At 36.9% G+C, this 17,689-nt stretch carries 13 protein-coding genes; 9 read left to right on the top strand and 4 right to left on the bottom strand.

Annotated elements, in window-relative coordinates:
- Positions 1–3: 3 nt before the first annotated feature.
- Positions 4–1,122 (top strand): DNA polymerase III subunit beta, encoded by a 1,119-nt coding sequence (dnaN, locus tag SBO79_RS08440; RefSeq protein WP_318639982.1) that lies wholly within the window; start codon positions 4–6, stop codon positions 1,120–1,122.
- 127 nt (positions 1,123–1,249) lie between these two features.
- On the opposite strand, the gene SBO79_RS08435 is transcribed toward dnaN, so the two are convergent.
- Both SBO79_RS08435 and SBO79_RS08430 read right to left on the bottom strand, forming a co-directional pair.
- Positions 1,250–2,617, bottom strand: a complete 1,368-nt coding sequence (locus tag SBO79_RS08435; RefSeq protein WP_318639981.1) for an NAD-dependent succinate-semialdehyde dehydrogenase — start codon at positions 2,615–2,617, stop codon at positions 1,250–1,252.
- Between the two features lie 24 nt (positions 2,618–2,641).
- The gene (locus SBO79_RS08430; protein WP_318639980.1) at positions 2,642–3,472 is read right to left on the bottom strand and encodes a universal stress protein; all 831 of its coding nucleotides are present in this window, start codon (positions 3,470–3,472) and stop codon (positions 2,642–2,644) included.
- 145 nt (positions 3,473–3,617) lie between these two features.
- Here SBO79_RS08430 and mnmE point away from each other — a divergent pair, with 145 nt between their 5' ends.
- The 5 genes from mnmE to SBO79_RS08405 all read left to right on the top strand — a co-directional run bounded on the left by mnmE (position 3,618) and on the right by SBO79_RS08405 (position 10,477).
- Complete coding sequence (gene mnmE, locus SBO79_RS08425) at positions 3,618–5,015, top strand: tRNA uridine-5-carboxymethylaminomethyl(34) synthesis GTPase MnmE (RefSeq protein WP_318639979.1); 1,398 nt, start codon at positions 3,618–3,620, stop codon at positions 5,013–5,015.
- A gap of 441 nt (positions 5,016–5,456) precedes the next feature.
- Entirely contained in the window at positions 5,457–6,557 is a 1,101-nt protein-coding gene (locus SBO79_RS08420; protein ID WP_318639978.1) for a Fic family protein, read from the top strand.
- A 391-nt stretch (positions 6,558–6,948) separates the two neighbouring features.
- Complete coding sequence (locus tag SBO79_RS08415; protein WP_318639977.1) at positions 6,949–7,335, top strand: (deoxy)nucleoside triphosphate pyrophosphohydrolase; 387 nt, start codon at positions 6,949–6,951, stop codon at positions 7,333–7,335.
- On the top strand, positions 7,332–9,707 hold the full coding sequence (locus SBO79_RS08410; RefSeq protein WP_318639976.1) for a DEAD/DEAH box helicase family protein: 2,376 nt from the start codon (positions 7,332–7,334) through the stop codon (positions 9,705–9,707). Before SBO79_RS08415 ends, SBO79_RS08410 begins: the two co-directional genes overlap by 4 nt.
- Before the next feature lie 110 nt (positions 9,708–9,817).
- On the top strand, positions 9,818–10,477 hold the full coding sequence (locus SBO79_RS08405; RefSeq protein WP_318639975.1) for a DUF3427 domain-containing protein: 660 nt from the start codon (positions 9,818–9,820) through the stop codon (positions 10,475–10,477).
- Between the two features lie 66 nt (positions 10,478–10,543).
- Here SBO79_RS08405 and SBO79_RS08400 read toward each other — a convergent pair whose 3' ends face one another.
- Positions 10,544–12,544, bottom strand: coding sequence for a BCCT family transporter (locus SBO79_RS08400; RefSeq protein ID WP_318639974.1), 2,001 nt, complete (start codon positions 12,542–12,544; stop codon positions 10,544–10,546).
- A gap of 605 nt (positions 12,545–13,149) precedes the next feature.
- Between SBO79_RS08400 and SBO79_RS08395 the strand changes: the two genes are divergently transcribed.
- The 3 genes from SBO79_RS08395 (at position 13,150) to SBO79_RS08385 (ending at position 15,682) form a co-directional block, all read left to right on the top strand.
- Positions 13,150–14,091 carry a peptidoglycan-binding protein gene (locus tag SBO79_RS08395; protein WP_318639973.1) on the top strand — a complete coding sequence of 314 codons (942 nt, stop codon included), beginning with the start codon at positions 13,150–13,152 and terminating at the stop codon, positions 14,089–14,091.
- A gap of 98 nt (positions 14,092–14,189) precedes the next feature.
- A complete protein-coding gene (locus SBO79_RS08390; protein ID WP_318639972.1) occupies positions 14,190–14,606 on the top strand; it encodes a hypothetical protein in 417 nt (138 codons plus the stop codon).
- Complete coding sequence (locus SBO79_RS08385) at positions 14,603–15,682, top strand: hypothetical protein (RefSeq protein ID WP_318639971.1); 1,080 nt, start codon at positions 14,603–14,605, stop codon at positions 15,680–15,682. Before SBO79_RS08390 ends, SBO79_RS08385 begins: the two co-directional genes overlap by 4 nt.
- 166 nt (positions 15,683–15,848) lie before the next feature.
- Here SBO79_RS08385 and rpsA read toward each other — a convergent pair whose 3' ends face one another.
- Positions 15,849–17,627: a 30S ribosomal protein S1 gene (gene rpsA / locus SBO79_RS08380; RefSeq protein ID WP_318639970.1), complete on the bottom strand. Its 1,779-nt coding sequence runs from the start codon at positions 17,625–17,627 to the stop codon at positions 15,849–15,851.
- Positions 17,628–17,689 lie beyond the last annotated feature (62 nt).

Below are 17,689 nucleotides of genomic sequence, written 5' to 3'. Positions count from 1 at the left end.
CAGATGAAGTTCATAGTATCAAGTTCATATTTATTAAAACAATTACAGGTTTTAGGAAATGTTATCAATAGCAATAATACCTTGCCTATTTTGGATAATTTCCTGTTTGAATTAGACAATCAGCTCCTTACAGTTTCTGCTTCAGACCTTGAAACGACAATGTCTGCAACTCTCGAAATTGATTCGGAGTCTCAAGGAAGCGTTGCTATATCTGCCAAACTTCTTTTGGACACCCTTAAAACCTTTCCAGAGCAGCCATTGACTTTTACAGTTCAAGACAATAATCTTGTGGAAATTAGCAGTAATTCTGGAAAATATGTTCTGGCTTACGCTGCGGCAGAAGAGTTTCCAAAATCGGTTACTTTAGAAGATGCTTCAGTGACCCTTGTCCCTGCCGAAGTACTATCGACAGCGGTAAGCAAAACAATTTTCGCGGCTGGAAATGATGATTTACGTCCTGTAATGTCAGGAGTTTTCTTCCAATTTTCGCCACAAGGATTGACATTTGTTGCAACAGACGCTCACAAACTGGTAAAATACGCTCGCACTGATGTGGTGGCGGCACAAGTAAATGATTTCATTATGCCAAAGAAACCATTGAATATCCTTAAAGGTATTTTGGGTGCTTCGGATTCTGAAATTAAAATAGAATACAATGATTCAAATGCAGTTTTCTCTTTCGAAAATTATATTTTGATCTGTAGATTAATTGACGGAAAATATCCAAACTACGAAGCGGTAATTCCTAAGGAGAATCCGAACAAATTAGTAATCGATCGTATGCAGTTTTTGAATTCTGTACGTCGTGTGGCGATTTTCTCAAATAAAACAACGCACCAAATTCGTCTAAAAATTGCTGGTACCGAACTTAATATTTCTGCCGAAGATTTAGACTACTCCAATAAAGCAGACGAACGTCTTACTTGTGACTATCAAGGAGATGATATGCAGATTGGTTTCAACTCACGTTTCCTTACAGAGATGTTGACAAACCTTACATCTGATCATATTATGCTGGAAATGTCAATGCCAAATAGAGCTGGAATTCTAACTCCTGCTGATGGTCTTGACGACGGAGAAACAGTGACAATGCTGGTTATGCCAGTAATGTTAAACGCATAAAAATTACATTACAACCAACCAATTACAACCAAACCCAAAAGAAAAACCGCAAATTCAGATGCTGAATGTTGCGGTTTTTTTTGTCTAATGTGTCAGATTATCTGCTGACGAATAAAACGCTCTAAAATTACCCTCCTACATAAATAAGTTTTTTATTTACAAACTCATTCATACCATAAGCGGCAAGTTCACGGCCGTAACCAGATCTTTTTGTTCCTCCAAACGGCAAGTCTGGTCTAGATCCAGTATATTGATTGATAAAAACCATTCCCGTTTCAATCTTACTTGCAAGTAAAACAGCTCTATCGATATTTTTGCTAAAAACAGATCCGCCAAGACCAAAGCTAGAATCGTTGGCAAGCGCAATCGCTTCCTCTTCATCTTTCACCTTATAGATCATTACAATTGGGCCAAAAAGCTCTTCATGATATGCTAACATTCCTTTCTTGATTCCAGTTAAAATTGTTGGCTCATAGAATGCTCCTTCTCTATCGATGCGTTTACCACCCAATAAAACTTTGGCTCCAGCTTTTACCGTAGCGTCAACCTGCTCCTTTATTTTTTCGGCCGCATCTTCACTACTTAGCGGTCCAACTTCGGTAGAAGCATCAGCAGGATCGCCAACTTTCATTCCTTTAATCTTATCTAGCAATCTATTGGTAAATTCTTCTGCAACAGATTCCAATACAATCATTCTTTTTGATGATGTGCAAGCCTGTCCCATATTTCCTAATCTTCCAGCGATAGCATTTTTAATTACCACATCCATATCAGCATCTTCCAGCACGATAAATGGATCAGATCCTCCAAGTTCTAAAACTGATTTCTTTAAATTTTTCCCAGCTGCTTCTGCGACGCTAGCGCCCGCTTTTTCACTTCCGGTTAATGACAATCCTACAACACGATCATCTTCTGCAATTTTTGCAATATGCTTACTATTCAAGAAGAGATTGGTGTAAATTCCTTCTTCGGCACCAGCCTCTTTAAAAATATCTTCAATCGCTTGCGCACATTGCGGCACATTAGACGCGTGCTTGATCATTACCACGTTTCCAAGCATTATATTGGGAGCAGCTAGACGTCCAACTTGATTAAAAGGGTAATTCCAAGGCTCCACCCCTAATATAATTCCGATAGGCGACAATTTCATAATCGCCTTTCCGCTTTCGACTTCTAGCTCTTTGTCTTTCATAAAATCGGCACCATTGTTTGCGTAGTACTCGTAAACCGAGGCACACATTTCAATTTCGCTTTCACTCTGCTTAATAAGTTTCCCCATTTCAAGTGTGATTAGCTGAGCCAATTCTTTTTTGCGCTTGCGCATGATCGCTGCAACTTTATGCAACAGCTCCGCACGCTTCTCAATTTTGGTGTCCTTCCATTTTGCATATTGTTTATGTGCAGTGTCAATTTTAGTTTCTAATTCTTGCTCAGATATTTCTTCAAAGCTTTTAACTGATTTGTTGGTAAAAGGGTTAATCGTTTCAATAGCCATAATATTTTTTCTTTAATTTAAAATTTATTCGTGAAATGCTAGTATCGGAATATCTAGTTTATTGGATAATTTTTGGGTCAGACTGCTGTTAAACAACTCTTGAAAAAATCCGCGTTTTTCAGTTAACATTGCCAACACATCAATATTTTGATTGGTGATGAAATCGTCAATTGTAGCGCGCACATCATCATCTGGAATTACAAAAAACTGAACATTTAGTTGAGAACATCGTTTTTCCCACGTATCAATTTGCTGTTGCGTGACTTCTGAATTTGGTTTTTTTACAAAAATACTTTTGATGGTAGAGTTAAAGGGAGCTGTCATAGCACTAAGCTTTTGCAACGCAACAAAATCTTTTTCTCTATAGAGATTAGCGAATCCAATCGTATTAATTTTAGTAAATTTTAATCCTAAAGGAATACTCATTACTGGTACACTTAGCGAGGCAATTGCATCTCCCGTTTGAGACCCCAAAATTGACTGAAACCATCCTGTAGTTCCGCTAGTTCCCATCACCACTAGATTTATTCCCTCTAATTCTACGACCTGCTCCATCGCCAGGTGCAAATCACCCGATTTTAATAGTGCTGTAGCTTTAATATCTTCAAAGCCTCTCTTGCTTGCGACTTTATTTAAAAAAAGCATATGCTCATCTAATTTCTCTTGATTCTGAAACGCAATTGTATCAAAAACCTCTTTAAAATTTGCAGGAATGCCAGACTCATCAATTAGCGGAAGCAAAAAAGAATGGAGTACTACAATTTCAGCATCAATCGCTCTTGCCATTGTAAGTGCATACAAATACGCATTTTTGGCAGTTTTAGAAAAATCAGTTGGAAAGAGAATCTTGGTCATAATAAATTTTGGGTTTGTTTATAAAGTTAAGGTTTCTATTGACGATACGATATTGTTAAAAAAAGTTTTACGTTTTTTTAACACTGCGCCAAAGCCCCTTGCCAACCGAGATGTTTAGAATATCTTTGCATTAAAATTTACCATAATGATTCAACAGGATTCCATAGTAGCCTTAGCCACACCTTCGGGAGCGGGCGCCATCGCAGTTGTAAGAGTTTCAGGTGCAGACGCCATCAATATTGGAGCGACCGTTTTTAAGTCAATCCACGACAAGGATTTGCTAAAAGTTGCCTCTCACACTTTACACCTCGGTCATATTGTCGATGGAGTCAAAACGCTCGATCAAGTCTTAATCTCAGTTTTCAAAGGCCCAAACTCCTACACTGGCGAGAATACTATCGAAATTTCCTGCCACGGATCTACTTATATTCAACAACAAATTATTCAGCTTCTACTTCGCAGCGGTTGCCGAATGGCTGATGCGGGCGAATTCACTCTGCGGGCTTTTCTAAACGGTAAATTGGATTTATCCCAAGCCGAAGCTGTTGCCGATCTAATCGCGTCAGACAACGAAGCATCGCACCAAATTGCCATGCAGCAGATGCGTGGAGGTTTCAGTAATGAAATTGCCAAACTACGTGAAGAATTGCTGAATTTCGCTTCCCTAATCGAACTCGAATTAGATTTCGCCGAAGAAGATGTGGAATTTGCCGATCGTACCGAATTTAAAAAACTTCTAACCAGAATCGAATTTGTCCTTAAACGACTAATCGATTCCTTCGCCATCGGGAACGTGATTAAAAACGGAATTCCCGTAGCTATCGTCGGAGAGCCAAACGTCGGGAAATCGACTTTGCTTAACGCACTGCTCAACGAAGAGCGCGCGATTGTTTCGGATATTGCTGGTACTACCCGCGATGCGATCGAAGACGAATTGGTGATTGGCGGAATGAGTTTTAGATTTATCGATACCGCAGGAATCCGCGAAACCCAGGATCTTGTCGAAAGCATCGGAATCAAGAAAACCTTCGAAAAAATCGAGCAAGCACAAGTCATTTTATACCTTTTTGATGCTTCCGAAGGTAGCAGTCAAGGCCGCACCCTACAGGAAATTCAGATCGAGCTCGAGAAAATCAAGAATCAGCATCCACTCAAGCCACTAGTGATTTTGGGCAATAAAGCAGACAAGCTTTCCGAAGCCGACAAAGTTGTTTTAACCGAGGCGATTCCCAATATTTTGCTGCTTTCGGCCAAGCAACAGGACGGCATTGAGACACTCAAGAATCTTTTATTGTCGTTTGTCAACACCGGCGCACTTCGCAACAACGAGACTATTATCACCAATACCCGTCATTACGATGCCTTGCTCAAGGCTTTGCAGGAAATTCAGAAAGTTAGTTACGCCGTGGCTCAGCAGGTTCCGAGCGATTTGATGGCGATTGATATCAGGCAAGCGCTTTTCCATTTCGGAGAAATTACAGGTCAAGTGTCTAGCGATGAGCTACTTGGGAATATATTTGCGAATTTTTGTATTGGCAAATAGAAGAATTGAAAGATTGAAAAATTTAAAGATTTTGTGAAGATTAAATTTAAGGATTGATAATATCTTTTTTTTGGAGCTATTTGCTTCGCCCGTTCGCGCTGCTCGGGTCCTGCTTTACACTACAATCTTGAGGCTGTATTTGCTTCGCCAGTTCGCTTCGCTCGGGTCCGCTTCAATCAGGGCTAGGGGATTTGGACCCTGATTGGAATAATTTCTATAGAAACCTCATCTACATTTATAAAGACAATGCCGCACAGAGTTTGCATTACACCGTATCTACAGCATGCTCCAATAATAATATTATCGGAAAAATCCCCTATCTATTTCTTTTTCACATTTTCGTAAAATCACTTCAATAAACTTGTGCGGTGAATAGTAGGTCTAATCACCGCATTTTTTGCGGAGAATAATTACTATATTTACCGCATCAAAGGAAAATAAATGGCAATTTACATCCATCAATTAAAATATTGGCCTTCATTTACATGGAATGAGCAGGAATTTATTTCACTATTAAGTGAAGTTCGTCACTTGCAGGGCAAACTTATGGGTAAAGTAGAAGGATTAGGATTCGAACTAAAAGACGAAGCCAATTTACAAACCTTAATTCAAGATGTACTGCAAACTTCTGCTATAGAAGGTGAAATATTAAATCCAGAGCTCGTTCGTTCCTCCATTGCCACAAGATTGGGGCTAGAATATTCGGGTATAGAAACATCCGATCGACATGTGGATGGAATTGTAGAACTAATGCTTGATGCTACACAAAATGATAATAAAATACTCACCGATGATCGTTTGTTTGGATGGCATGCTGCATTGTTTCCAACTGGACGTAGTGGTTTGTATAAAATTGAAGTAGCCAACTGGCGTTCAGGAGCTATGCAAGTAGTTTCTGGCGGTATAGGTAGAGAAATAGTGCATTATGAAGCTCCAAGGTCCGAAAATTTAGCGTTCGAAATGAAACAGTTTTTGGACTGGTTTAATAGCGAACAAAATTTAGAATCGGTACTCAAAGCAGCTGTAGCTCATTTATGGTTTATAACCATACATCCTTTTGACGATGGCAATGGAAGAATTGCCAGAGCAATTACAGATATGCAACTTTCTAAAGCTGATGGTATTAATCAGCGATTTTACAGTATGTCCACTGAAATAAATAAACAAAAGAATGGCTATTATGCTATTTTAGAGCGAACCCAAAAAGACGATTTAGAAATCACAGAATGGATTATTTGGTTTTTGGGATGTCTTAAAAATAGTATACTTCACTCAAGTATAATAATTGATAAAGTAGTCAATAAACATAATTTTTGGGTTAAATCAGCAGGTCTAATTAATAATGAACGCCAGAAACTGATGCTAAACAAACTGATGGAAAATTTTGAAGGTAATCTGACCAGTAGCAAATGGGCTAAAATGACTAAAACTTCCCCAGACACAGCCCTCAGAGATATAACTGATTTAGTAAACAAAGGTATATTGCTAAAAGGTGAAGCAGGAGGAAGAAGTACGAATTACGTTTTGAATTACACTTTTTGAAATTTTTTTATTTTGGAGCTCCTTACTTCTCTTGTTCGTATTGCTCGCATCCTGCTGTTCACTTTATATGTCTTCCTAGCTGTTCGTAGTAGTAAAAGAAAGGATTACACGCCCATCAACCTATGGGATTTTGACACTGATTGGGACTTCTGTTTACTAATTACCAACCATCTATTTATACTAACACACACTTTGCGGTGCAACTTCTGTAATTGTATATTTTAAACATTACATAAGTGAATTTAAGCATCATTTAAAAATTTTACTCACTTATCATTTTTTCAGGTCTTTGTTAAATTTTATTCTATAGATTTGGGAACAGACTGATTCATCGGTCAGGCGATTAAAAGATTGCATAAAATTTCAACCAACCTAATTAAACTTAATATTCATGATAAATGTTACTTGCGCCATAATTTATTTTGGATCCAAAATAATCGTTACACAAAGGAGCAAGGAAATGAAACTACCTTTAAAGTGGGAGTTTCCCGGTGGAAAACTTGAAATTGGAGAGAGTGAGGAGTCGTGTATTAAAAGAGAAATCAAAGAAGAAATTAATATAAAAATTGAAATATTAAGTAAACTCACAAATACTATTCATGATTACGGAGAATTCCAAGTTAATCTAATTCCATTTATAGCGAGGCACATTTCTGGCGATATTATGCTGACAGAGCATCATACCTATAAATTATTGGATCCTGCCGAATTATTACATTTAGATTGGGCTGAAGCTGATTTACCTATTGTTGAAGAATTACTTAAAATAAAATTATGAATCAAGGAATCTACGAGGAACTCGTAACAAAATTAGTGAGTTTTAAACTTGGTGAACTAGAGAAAGATAATTTTCAAGTTAAGACAACCGTTATTGATAAAGCCGAAGCATCTCAATTGTTAGCTCATCATATTTCGGGCACTTTAAAACATGCGTTAAGTTTGGTAAAAGGCGATGATGCACTTGATAAACAAATTGCTATCGCTAATAAAATTATCTTGTTTTTAAAAGAGGAGCTTAAAAAAGAAGATTTTGAAGATGATTTAATTGAAACAGAAGGGAAAATATTAAAAGCTGTCTTTACAAAAGTTGATAATCATTTCACTGATTTAGATTTGCGGCTCAAAGAGATAACTCCTTTCACCAGATTAATTCATAGTGAGCTTTTTACTGGCGGTAATTCAGGGACTACTCTTGAAAGTGAATTGAGAAAAGAAATTTTATCTTCGGATAGAGTGGATCTTTTAGTTTCATTTATAAAGTGGCAAGGTATAAGAATCTTAGAAAAAGAGTTAAGAGAGTTCACAAGTCGTGGCGGCAAATTAAGAGTAATTACAACCACTTATGTTGGAGCAACAGATTCAAAAGCGGTTGAATTCTTAGCTTCTCTAGATAATACGGAAGTGAAAGTTTCTTATAATACTAGAAATGAAAGACTACATGCCAAAGCTTATTTGTTTGAAAGAAAAACCGGATTTCATACGGGATATATTGGTTCTTCAAATTTTTCTCGTTCGGCATTAACGGATGGTTTGGAATGGAATTTAAAAATCACGACCAAAGAAGTAGGACATATTATTGACAAATTTCGGAAAACTTTTGAAGCCTATTGGCAAGATTCCGATTTTGAATTATTTAATACAGAGAGTCATTCTCAAAAATTAATTACTGCCCTTAAAGAAGGTAGATTTTCGAAAGAATACGCTGCACCAATTACTTTCTTTGACATAAAACCATATCCATATCAGAAAGAAATATTAGAGAAGTTAGAAGTTGAAAGGACTATTCATAACAGATACAGAAATTTATTAGTCGCAGCAACAGGAACTGGTAAGACGGTTATTTCAGCTTTTGATTATAAGAATTTTAGAGACAATAATAAATCTTCTAAAATATTATTCGTAGCACATCGAAAAGAAATTTTACAGCAGGCTAAAGCTACTTTCCAAGGCGTACTGAAAGATAACAATTTTGGAGAATTGATGGTTGACGGCTTAATACCGTCAAGCAACGAGTACGTTTTTGCTTCGGTTCAAAGTTTAAATAATCGAATAAAGGATTTAAATTTATCTCCGGAATATTATGATTTTGTAATCATCGACGAGGTTCATCATATATCCGCTTCATCCTACAGACCTATTCTCAACTATTTTAAACCAAAAGTATTATTAGGCTTAACCGCTACTCCTGAAAGAATGGATGGTGAAAATATCCTTGAAGATTTTTGCAATCGAATTGCTGCAGAAATAAGGCTGCCTGAAGCCTTAAATAAAAAATTACTCTCTCCATTTCAGTATTTTGGAATTACAGATAGTATTGATTTAAGCAATGTAAAATGGGAAAAAGGAAGATATGTTGCAAGCGAATTGACAAGTATCTATACTAAGAATGACATTCGTGTTGGCGAAATAATTACGCAACTTCAAAAGTATACGAACAATATACATGACGTGAGAGCGATTGGTTTTTGTGTAACTATTGAACATGCAAAATTCATGGCCGAAAAGTTTAATCTTGCCGGCATAAAAGCAGCATTTCTTACAAGTGACAACTCAAAAGAGAGAGAAATAATTCGTAATCAATTTAGAAACAAAGAATTTAATTACTTATTCGTCGTTGACATTTTTAATGAAGGAGTAGATATACCTGAAATTGATACTGTTTTATTTCTACGTCCAACAGAAAGTTTGACGGTTTTTCTTCAACAGCTAGGACGTGGCTTACGTTTGTCTGAAGGTAAGGATTGTTTAACCGTGCTAGATTTTGTTGGAAACTCAAGGCCTGAATATGATTTTGAAAGTAAATTCAGAGCTTTAATTGGAAAAACCACTACTTCAGTTCAGAAAGAAATTGAGGCAGATTTTCCTCATTTACCTCTAGGATGCTCTATTGTTTTGGAGAAAAGAACAAAAGAGACAATTTTAGAGAACATAAGAAAGGCAACCACTTTCAATATTAATCAGCTAATTACGAAAATTCGAAACTTTCAACACCAAACAACTCTTCCCTTAACGCTAAAGAATTTTATAGATTTAACCCATATACCTTTAGAGGCAATTTATAAAAAAGGGCTTGGTCCAGACTGTGCCAAGCTGCAGGTGTTATTGAAGATTTTGATAAGCTCCATGAGAAACAAATTTATTCAGCTATAAATAAAAAATGGTTCTCAACAAAATCAACTATCTATTTTTATTTCATTTTACAGTTAGCAAAGAAAAATTTCAATATAGATCTGAAGGATTATTCTAAAAATGAGTTGACTATGTTGCTGATGCTTCACTACGATGTTTGGCAAAATCCAGGTGGCTTTCCATCATTAGAGGAAAGTATAAGGTCAATTGGCAAGAATAAAATATTGAACAACGAAATAATTGAAGTTTTGAAAATTCTTATAGACAGGGTCGATTTTAAAGAAATAGATATTGTCTTACCTTATGCGCAACCCTTAAAAGTACATGCCCGATATACAAGAGATCAAATTTTAGTAGCTTTTCAGATGTCAACGTTTGATAAAGTTTCATCAAATAAAATAGGAGTTGGAGTTGCGGAAAACAAAGATATTAATACAGAACTTCTTTTCATTGACCTAGTAAAATCGGAGGAAGATTATTCGCCAACAACGATGTATGATGATTATGCTATTAGTGAAATATTATTTCATTGGCAATCACAAAATCAAACTAGAGCTGATTTAGGAAAAGGTTTGACTTATATAAATCATCAAAAACTCGGCAAAAGAATTTTGCTATTTGTCCGAGAGCAGGCAAAAAATCAATTCAATAACACGATGGGTTATGTTTTTATCGGAGAAGCTAATTTCATCAATCATGAAGGATCAAAACCTATGAGTATCAAATGGGAACTACACGAGCCGATGCCAAATTACCTCTGGAAAGAGTCAGCAAAAATGTCAGTAGGATAAATATCCAGTCTTATAAATAAAACACCCTCCAAAGTCTTCAAATCTGGAGGGTTTTTTATTTTAAAATCACTCAATCCTCTCGTTACTATCACTACTAATAAACATCTCATTACTATCATCAGATACGATATCCAAAAATCTATCGTAATGCTTTAATACATCGGAGATTAATTCGTTTTTCGTAAAATATTGAATGTCGTAACTCTCGCGGGTGTCACCAAAATAGGTTTTTGGATAGAAGGTGCCTTTGGCCTGAATGTCGGGAAGGTTGTCTTCTTCAACTAGGTAATTGGAAACTTTTTTGGAAGTGGTTTCAACGCCATAGATGAAGTTATTTATTACATCATATTTGATTTCAATTTCGACTTTGGAAGGATTTTCGGAGGTATTGATGCTGGCTTCAATTCCGTTCTTTGCAAATTCGGTTTGCAATTCGCCAAAAGCTTCTTTGACAACAGTATTGATATAAAGATCTACCGAAGCGCGATCTTTTGATGCTACAATCTGCTTAAGGCGGTCTTTCCATAGTCGTCCAGACCAGGGAATTGTAGTTTTGGAAAAGCTACGCTCATAGTAGGATTGATCGATGGCAAGACCTTTGAGCAAGCTCACAATAAACAGAATCATAATAATTGCAAATGGTAGGGCGGTAATCAAAGTCATGCTTTGCAACGCTTTCAGTCCACCAGCATTTAGCAATAGCAATGACAGAATTGCGAGCAGTGCGCCCCAAAGAATAATTTGCCATTTTGGAGATTTCTCCGCGTTTTTGGTGGCAATATTATTCATTACAAAAATTCCAGAATCGGCAGAGGTTACAAAGAAAATCATTACAATCAGGATGGTAATAAAACTCGCTATGCTTGAGAAAGGTAGGTATTCTAGAAATCGAAACATTAAGGCGTCAGGATTTCCTGATACTGCGCTTAGCGCGCCTTGTCCAACGTTTAGATCAAACCAGATAGCTGAATTTCCAAAAACGGTCATCCAAATGAAGTTAAATAATGAAGGAATTAGCAGTACCGCCACAATAAATTCCTTTATGGTTCTACCTTTAGATATTTTGGCAATAAAAAGTCCCACATAAGGAGACCAAGAAATCCACCACGCCCAGTAGAGAATCGTCCAATCGTAAAACCAAGGCAATACTTCGGGATTGTAGACGTGGGTACTGAATGTCAGGTTGAAAAAGTTGTTGATATAATTCCCCAATCCTTCGGTAAAACTTCCGATAAGGTAGACGGTTGGCCCAAGAGCTAGAACGAATAGTAGCAGGCAAACTACCATAATCACATTAATATTACTTAAGATCTTTATTCCCTTATCTACTCCCGTAAGCGCTGATGCGATGGCAAGCGACACCAAAATTACCACAATCATTATCTGATACATAAAACTGGTATTGGGAACTATGCCCAAAATTTGCAGTCCCGAATTTATCTGAACGACTCCAAAACCCAGAGTGGTGGTGATTCCGAAAAATGTGCTACACAAAGCAAAGACATCAATTACATTTCCCCATCTTCCGTTGGTTTTCTCTTTTAACAACGGATAGAAACAACTTCTTAGTGAAAGCGGCAATTTAAAACGATAGGCAAAATAAGATAGTGACAATCCTACAAGCCCGTAAATTGCCCAAGCGTGAATGCCCCAATGGAAAAATGTATAAAGCTGCGCATTTTTGGCTTTGTTGACATATTCGGTCACGCCAAAAACTTCGGATGAATAGTGCTGCATTGGTTCGGCAACGCCAAAATACATGAGTCCAATTCCCATTCCTGCTGAAAATAACATGGCTACCCATGAGAAGAAACTATGCTCGGGCCTGCTCTCATTGTCACCTAGGCGAATATTTCCGTATTTGCTGAAGAGTAGATAGACCAGAAATATTACAAATAAAGTTACTGACCAGACGTAAACCCAGTTGAGATTTACAAAGATGAAGTTTTTAATGCTATTCAGAATTTGATCTGCCAACGCTGGGTAGATCACCGATATAACGGACACAATTAATATAAATACCATACTAGGTACAAATATTCCTTTGTTCAGAGTAGTTTTTGTCATAAAGTTAATGTTTGTGATAATTGGGTTCTTTTAAGAACCTGAATCGTCTAAATGCCTTGTTGTAACTAGAGTTCTTGGCAGTGCAAGATGTGTACATTTTTAATTTAGGTACAATTAAAAATAAAGATATTTTGCCGCAAGCTACAAATTTGAAGTCCAAAAAATTCTAAATACTGTACTAAAGTTAATTTTGAACTATTAGAAGCGAACAAAATTAAAAGGTGGTTTACCTACGTTTGCGTTTGTTCTCTGACGAAATGCCCTAGCCCCGATAGCAGTGGACCCGAGCTTTTGCGAACTGGCGAAGCAAATCCTTTTGGGACTTTTTCTGCCCAAAAAGAATGGAGCGAATAGTGGGACCCGCGCAACGCTAACGGGCGAGGCAAAAAGCTCCAAAAAAATAAAAGATAGGTATCATATAATTTTGTAGCTTTAGTAAACCAAATCGTAAGTTATTGCTTATTAGTTTTTTACAAACTAGCAGCCTTAGAAAAGAAGTATTAAATACTGATTATATTACGGGAAAATTCGATTCTCCACTCCTACTTAAAGAATTAAAGTCCGATTGTATAAATGAGATTATATTAATTCTAAACCTAGAAATCATGGCAAGACAAGATGTACTTAACAAAGCGCAGTCGCAAAATGGTGTTGTAGAACGGCCGCCAGGCAGCAATAAAACTGAATATGGATTATGGTATCAGCCATCTTTGAACGGGCATAAATGGTGTGCGATGTTTGTAAGTTGGGTGTTTCACCACGCGGGGCATCCGTTGGGACATATTCAGACAAAAAACGGAATTCATCACTGCCAAGCGGCGCATAATTATTACCGAGAAAAAGGGAAGCTCACTTCGAATCCGGAGCCGGGAGATTTGGTAATCTACGATTGGACAGGTGACGGTTATGCGGATCACATTGGAATTTTTATCAAGTGGAATAATTCAGAAAAAACAGTACTTGAAGCATGGGAAGGCAATACATCCACTTCTAATAATAGCGATGGTGGCGGGGTGATGAAAAGAATTCGATCGCGAAATCTTGTCAAATCTTTTATCAATCCGGGGGTTTATAGCGATAATAGAGTTACGCCAGTTGCTACTTCGATAAAAAAAGGAGATAGAGGTTCAAAAGTTGCGCAGATTCAAAAATACCTCTATGATATTGGCTACGAGATTGAAATAGACGGTTGGTTTGGTTCGCAAACCGAAGCTTTTCTGAAGGAATTTCAAATTAAAAATACTATGAATGCCAGCGGAATTGCCGATGCGGTGACCATCGGTGCTTTGCAGGGAGAGGCAAACCAAATGAGTGTGGCCAGGTCTAAATTTGTATCAGGCAGTTATCTGCGTCGAGGAGCGGTAGGATTTATGGTAACCGAATTGCAAAGAGCTTTAAATGCAAAAGATAGTAGATTAAATTTGGCAATCACCGGTAACTTTGATTTGGTTACCCTGCAAGCGGTAAAAGCTTTTCAGACTAAAAGCAAGTTGGTTTCGGATGGTATTGTTGGACCGATGACTTTTGGAAAATTAGGAATCAGCTAAATCAGATTCTACAGAAGCTGATTTTTGTATAAAATCTAAAAGACGGCAAAAATTTTTTCAGTTTTTAAAAATACAAATAACCACCTAAAATCATTGCTATGAGCCAAGTTTTCAATACTAAAAACTGTGAGAAGATTCGGGCGAGTTTTGAATTATCAAACAATAACGGCTTCATCCCGCTATATACTCGGCTCTTTCTAGATTTACAAGACGGAACAAATCCTCATAGTCCGATTTTTACAACGCCAATGCATCTCACAGATGCGTCAATTCCGATCACTAAACCCTTCACGCATAATAAAGGACTGCTCTACTTTGAAACCTATCTGAGTTACTATGCAATCGATGCACTGCCTGAAGGCGAAATTGCCAATAGGATTAAAGATTTAAACTTTAGTTATAAAGTTTATGATTGCGAAACTGCAGTGGTGGAGTTTAAAAAGTATGATTTTGGGCCGTATAGGATCGAAAGCAAAAAGCTCTTATATTTTGTAACATTAATAGATTTAGTATGAAAATAGCCTTCTTTATAGTAAGTGTATTATGTACGAACATCGTTATCAGCCAGAATTCGGCTGCTGTAGCTGACTTAAAAGATTCAGAAATTGTTTATTCGACAACAGCATCGCTACTCGACAACACTGCGGCGGTAGTAATTTCGAATCCTAACTCCAAAGACTTTAATGTTAACACCGAGAACCTTTCGAATATTTCCTTTGATTTCGGATTAAATCGCCAGAAATTAACTGGTTTAGAATATTTTGGCTTAGGAAATAAGGTTGAAGATTTTAAACAAGTAACAATAGACAAATTACTGCAGCCCTCAATTTCAGTACTAGTTGCAAAAAGCGATACGGCGACGTACGTTGCCATGGGAATGAGCGTTACTATTGTCACTATATTTAGAGCTAATAAATCTGCGATTGCAGGTGCTTACGCAAAAATGAGGAACCAAAATGCAGGCTTAGTTGAAGTCGCCGACAAAATAATGGCTCGCAATTATCCCACTCTCAACCGATTTACAACTACCGAAGCGTATAATTTGCAAAGAATAAAAGTGCTCGACTCACTTCCAACTGATGAGGCCGACGATTTCGCAGAAATTCTAAAAAGACCTCTGCTAACTTTAGATTTTGCGGCAGCATATAGCTTGTTATATCCAGATCAAACCTTCAGTCATAATCAGCCTGACCGGACGGGTGTATGGAGTACCATCACATACTCACCAAAATTGTCTAGGAAGAATAAGTATTTAAACCTATTCGGATTTATTCGCTTTCTAGAAGACAAAGCGGTCTATAGTGCAGTTGATTTAGATTATACAAATCAATTTGAATATCTGGACTTAGGCGGTAAATTGCAAATAGATGTAGACGATTTCTCTGTAGGCTATGAATACATTAGCAGAAATGGGGACGGTCGGGATTATAGATCTGTGGGCACTATCCAATATAAAATTAACAACAATGTTTACTTAACTGGAGGTTTTGGAAGAAATTTCACTTCGACTTCTGAAAAAAATTTAATTTCAATATTGGGAATTAAATGGGGAATGAATTTAGAAGAAAATAAAAACTGGTTGGCGAAATAATTTTCAATTATTTATACATATATAAGCCAAGTAGGTAAAAATAAAGCGCAGAGCCTAATCTGAGTCTGAAGTTATCTGGATATTTGGATCATCACTCTGCTGCAATTAATGGCAAAAAAAAGCCTCGTAATTACTTACGAGGCTTTCTAATATTGAATAAAGAAGATTAGTTTCCTCCTTTTTCCATTTTAGCTTTCAAAGCTGCAAGAATGTCATTGCTGTCTCCTAAAGTAGAAGCTGGAGCATTATTGCTGTTTGATGAGCTTGAAGTATTATCTGAAGCTGCTTTCACATTTTTCTCTTCTTCCTCACGGAAAATAGCAGTGTGTGATGCAACAACTCTTTTAAATTCTTTGTTGAATTCGATTACTTTGAAATCTGCAGATTCGCCTTTTTTCAATTTCTTTCCGTCTTCTTTTTCAAGGTGACGAGTAGGAATAAATGCAACGATATCATCTCCAAATTCTACAGTAGCTCCTTTGTCAACAATTTCAGAAATTTCTCCGTTGTGGATAGTTCCAACAGCGAAAGAAGTTTCGTATTTATCCCAAGGATTTTCTGTTGTTTGTTTGTGACCAAGTGACAATTTACGTCCATCAACATCAAGTTCAAGAACAACAACGTCAAGTTTTTCACCAACATTTACAAATTCAGATGGGTGTTTGATTTTCTTAGTCCAAGAAAGGTCAGAGATGTAGATAAGTCCATCAATTCCTTCTTCTAGTTCTACGAAGATACCAAAGTTTGTAAAGTTGCGAACGATACCTGAATGTTTAGAACCTACAGGATATTTAGAAGTGATATCAGTCCAAGGATCTTGAGACAATTGTTTGATACCTAGAGACATTTTGCGGTCATCACGGTCAAGAGTCAAGATTTGAGCTTCTACAACATCTCCAACTTTCACGAAATCTTGTGCGCTACGTAAGTGCGTAGACCAAGACATTTCAGAAACGTGGATTAGTCCTTCTACACCTTCAGCTACTTCGATAAATGCACCGTAATCTGCGATTACAACTACTTTACCTTTCACTTTGTCACCTACTTTAAGTTCTGCATCTAGTGCATCCCATGGGTGAGCATTAAGTTGTTTAAGACCTAATTGAATTCTTGTTTTCTCATCATCGAAATCAAGGATTACAACATTTAATTTTTGATCTAGTTCAAGAACTTCACTTGGGTGATTAATTCTACTCCAAGAAAGGTCTGTAATGTGGATTAATCCATCTACACCACCTAAGTCTATAAACACACCATAAGAAGTAATGTTTTTAACAACACCTTCTAATACTTGTCCTTTTTGTAATTGACCGATGATCTCTTTCTTCTGAACTTCGATATCCGCCTCGATCAGCGCTTTGTGAGAAACTACAACGTTTTTAAATTCGTGGTTAATTTTCACAACTTTAAATTCCATTGTTTTGTTTACGTACACATCGTAATCTCTAATTGGCTTAACGTCAATTTGAGATCCTGGTAAGAATGCTTCAATTCCGAAAACGTCAACGATCATACCACCTTTAGTTCTGCATTTTACAAAACCATTAACGATTTCTCCTGTTTCGTTTGCAGAGATAACTCTATCCCAAGATTTGATAGTACGTGCTTTTCTGTGAGATAAAACTAGTTGTCCAGTTTTGTCTTCACGGATGTCAATAAGTACTTCTACTTTGTCACCTACTTTTAGACCTGGGTTGTAACGGAACTCATTAAGAGAAATTACACCTTCAGACTTAGCGTTGATGTCAACGATTGCGTCACGATCAGTAATTCTTACAACTGTACCTTCTACTACTTCTTCTTGATCTGTGTCAATAAAAGTTTTTGAAACTAAGTCTTCAAACTCTTGTAGGTTTTGAGCATCTACTGCATCAATACCTTCTTCAAAATTGTGCCAGTTAAAATTGTTTAAGAATTCTTCCTGTGATTTAATTAATTCAGACATTCTGATAAAAATTTGTATTCTGTTTTTTCTCGGGCTTCTTTAATTAGTAGAAAAAGACAGAA

The sequence above is a fragment of the Flavobacterium ardleyense genome (genome assembly GCF_033547075.1).
In the GTDB taxonomy this organism is placed as follows: Bacteria; Bacteroidota; Bacteroidia; order Flavobacteriales; family Flavobacteriaceae; genus Flavobacterium; species Flavobacterium ardleyense_A.
Note: the sequence above shows the minus strand (reverse complement) of the source record. Positions and strands in the feature narration are given on the sequence as shown.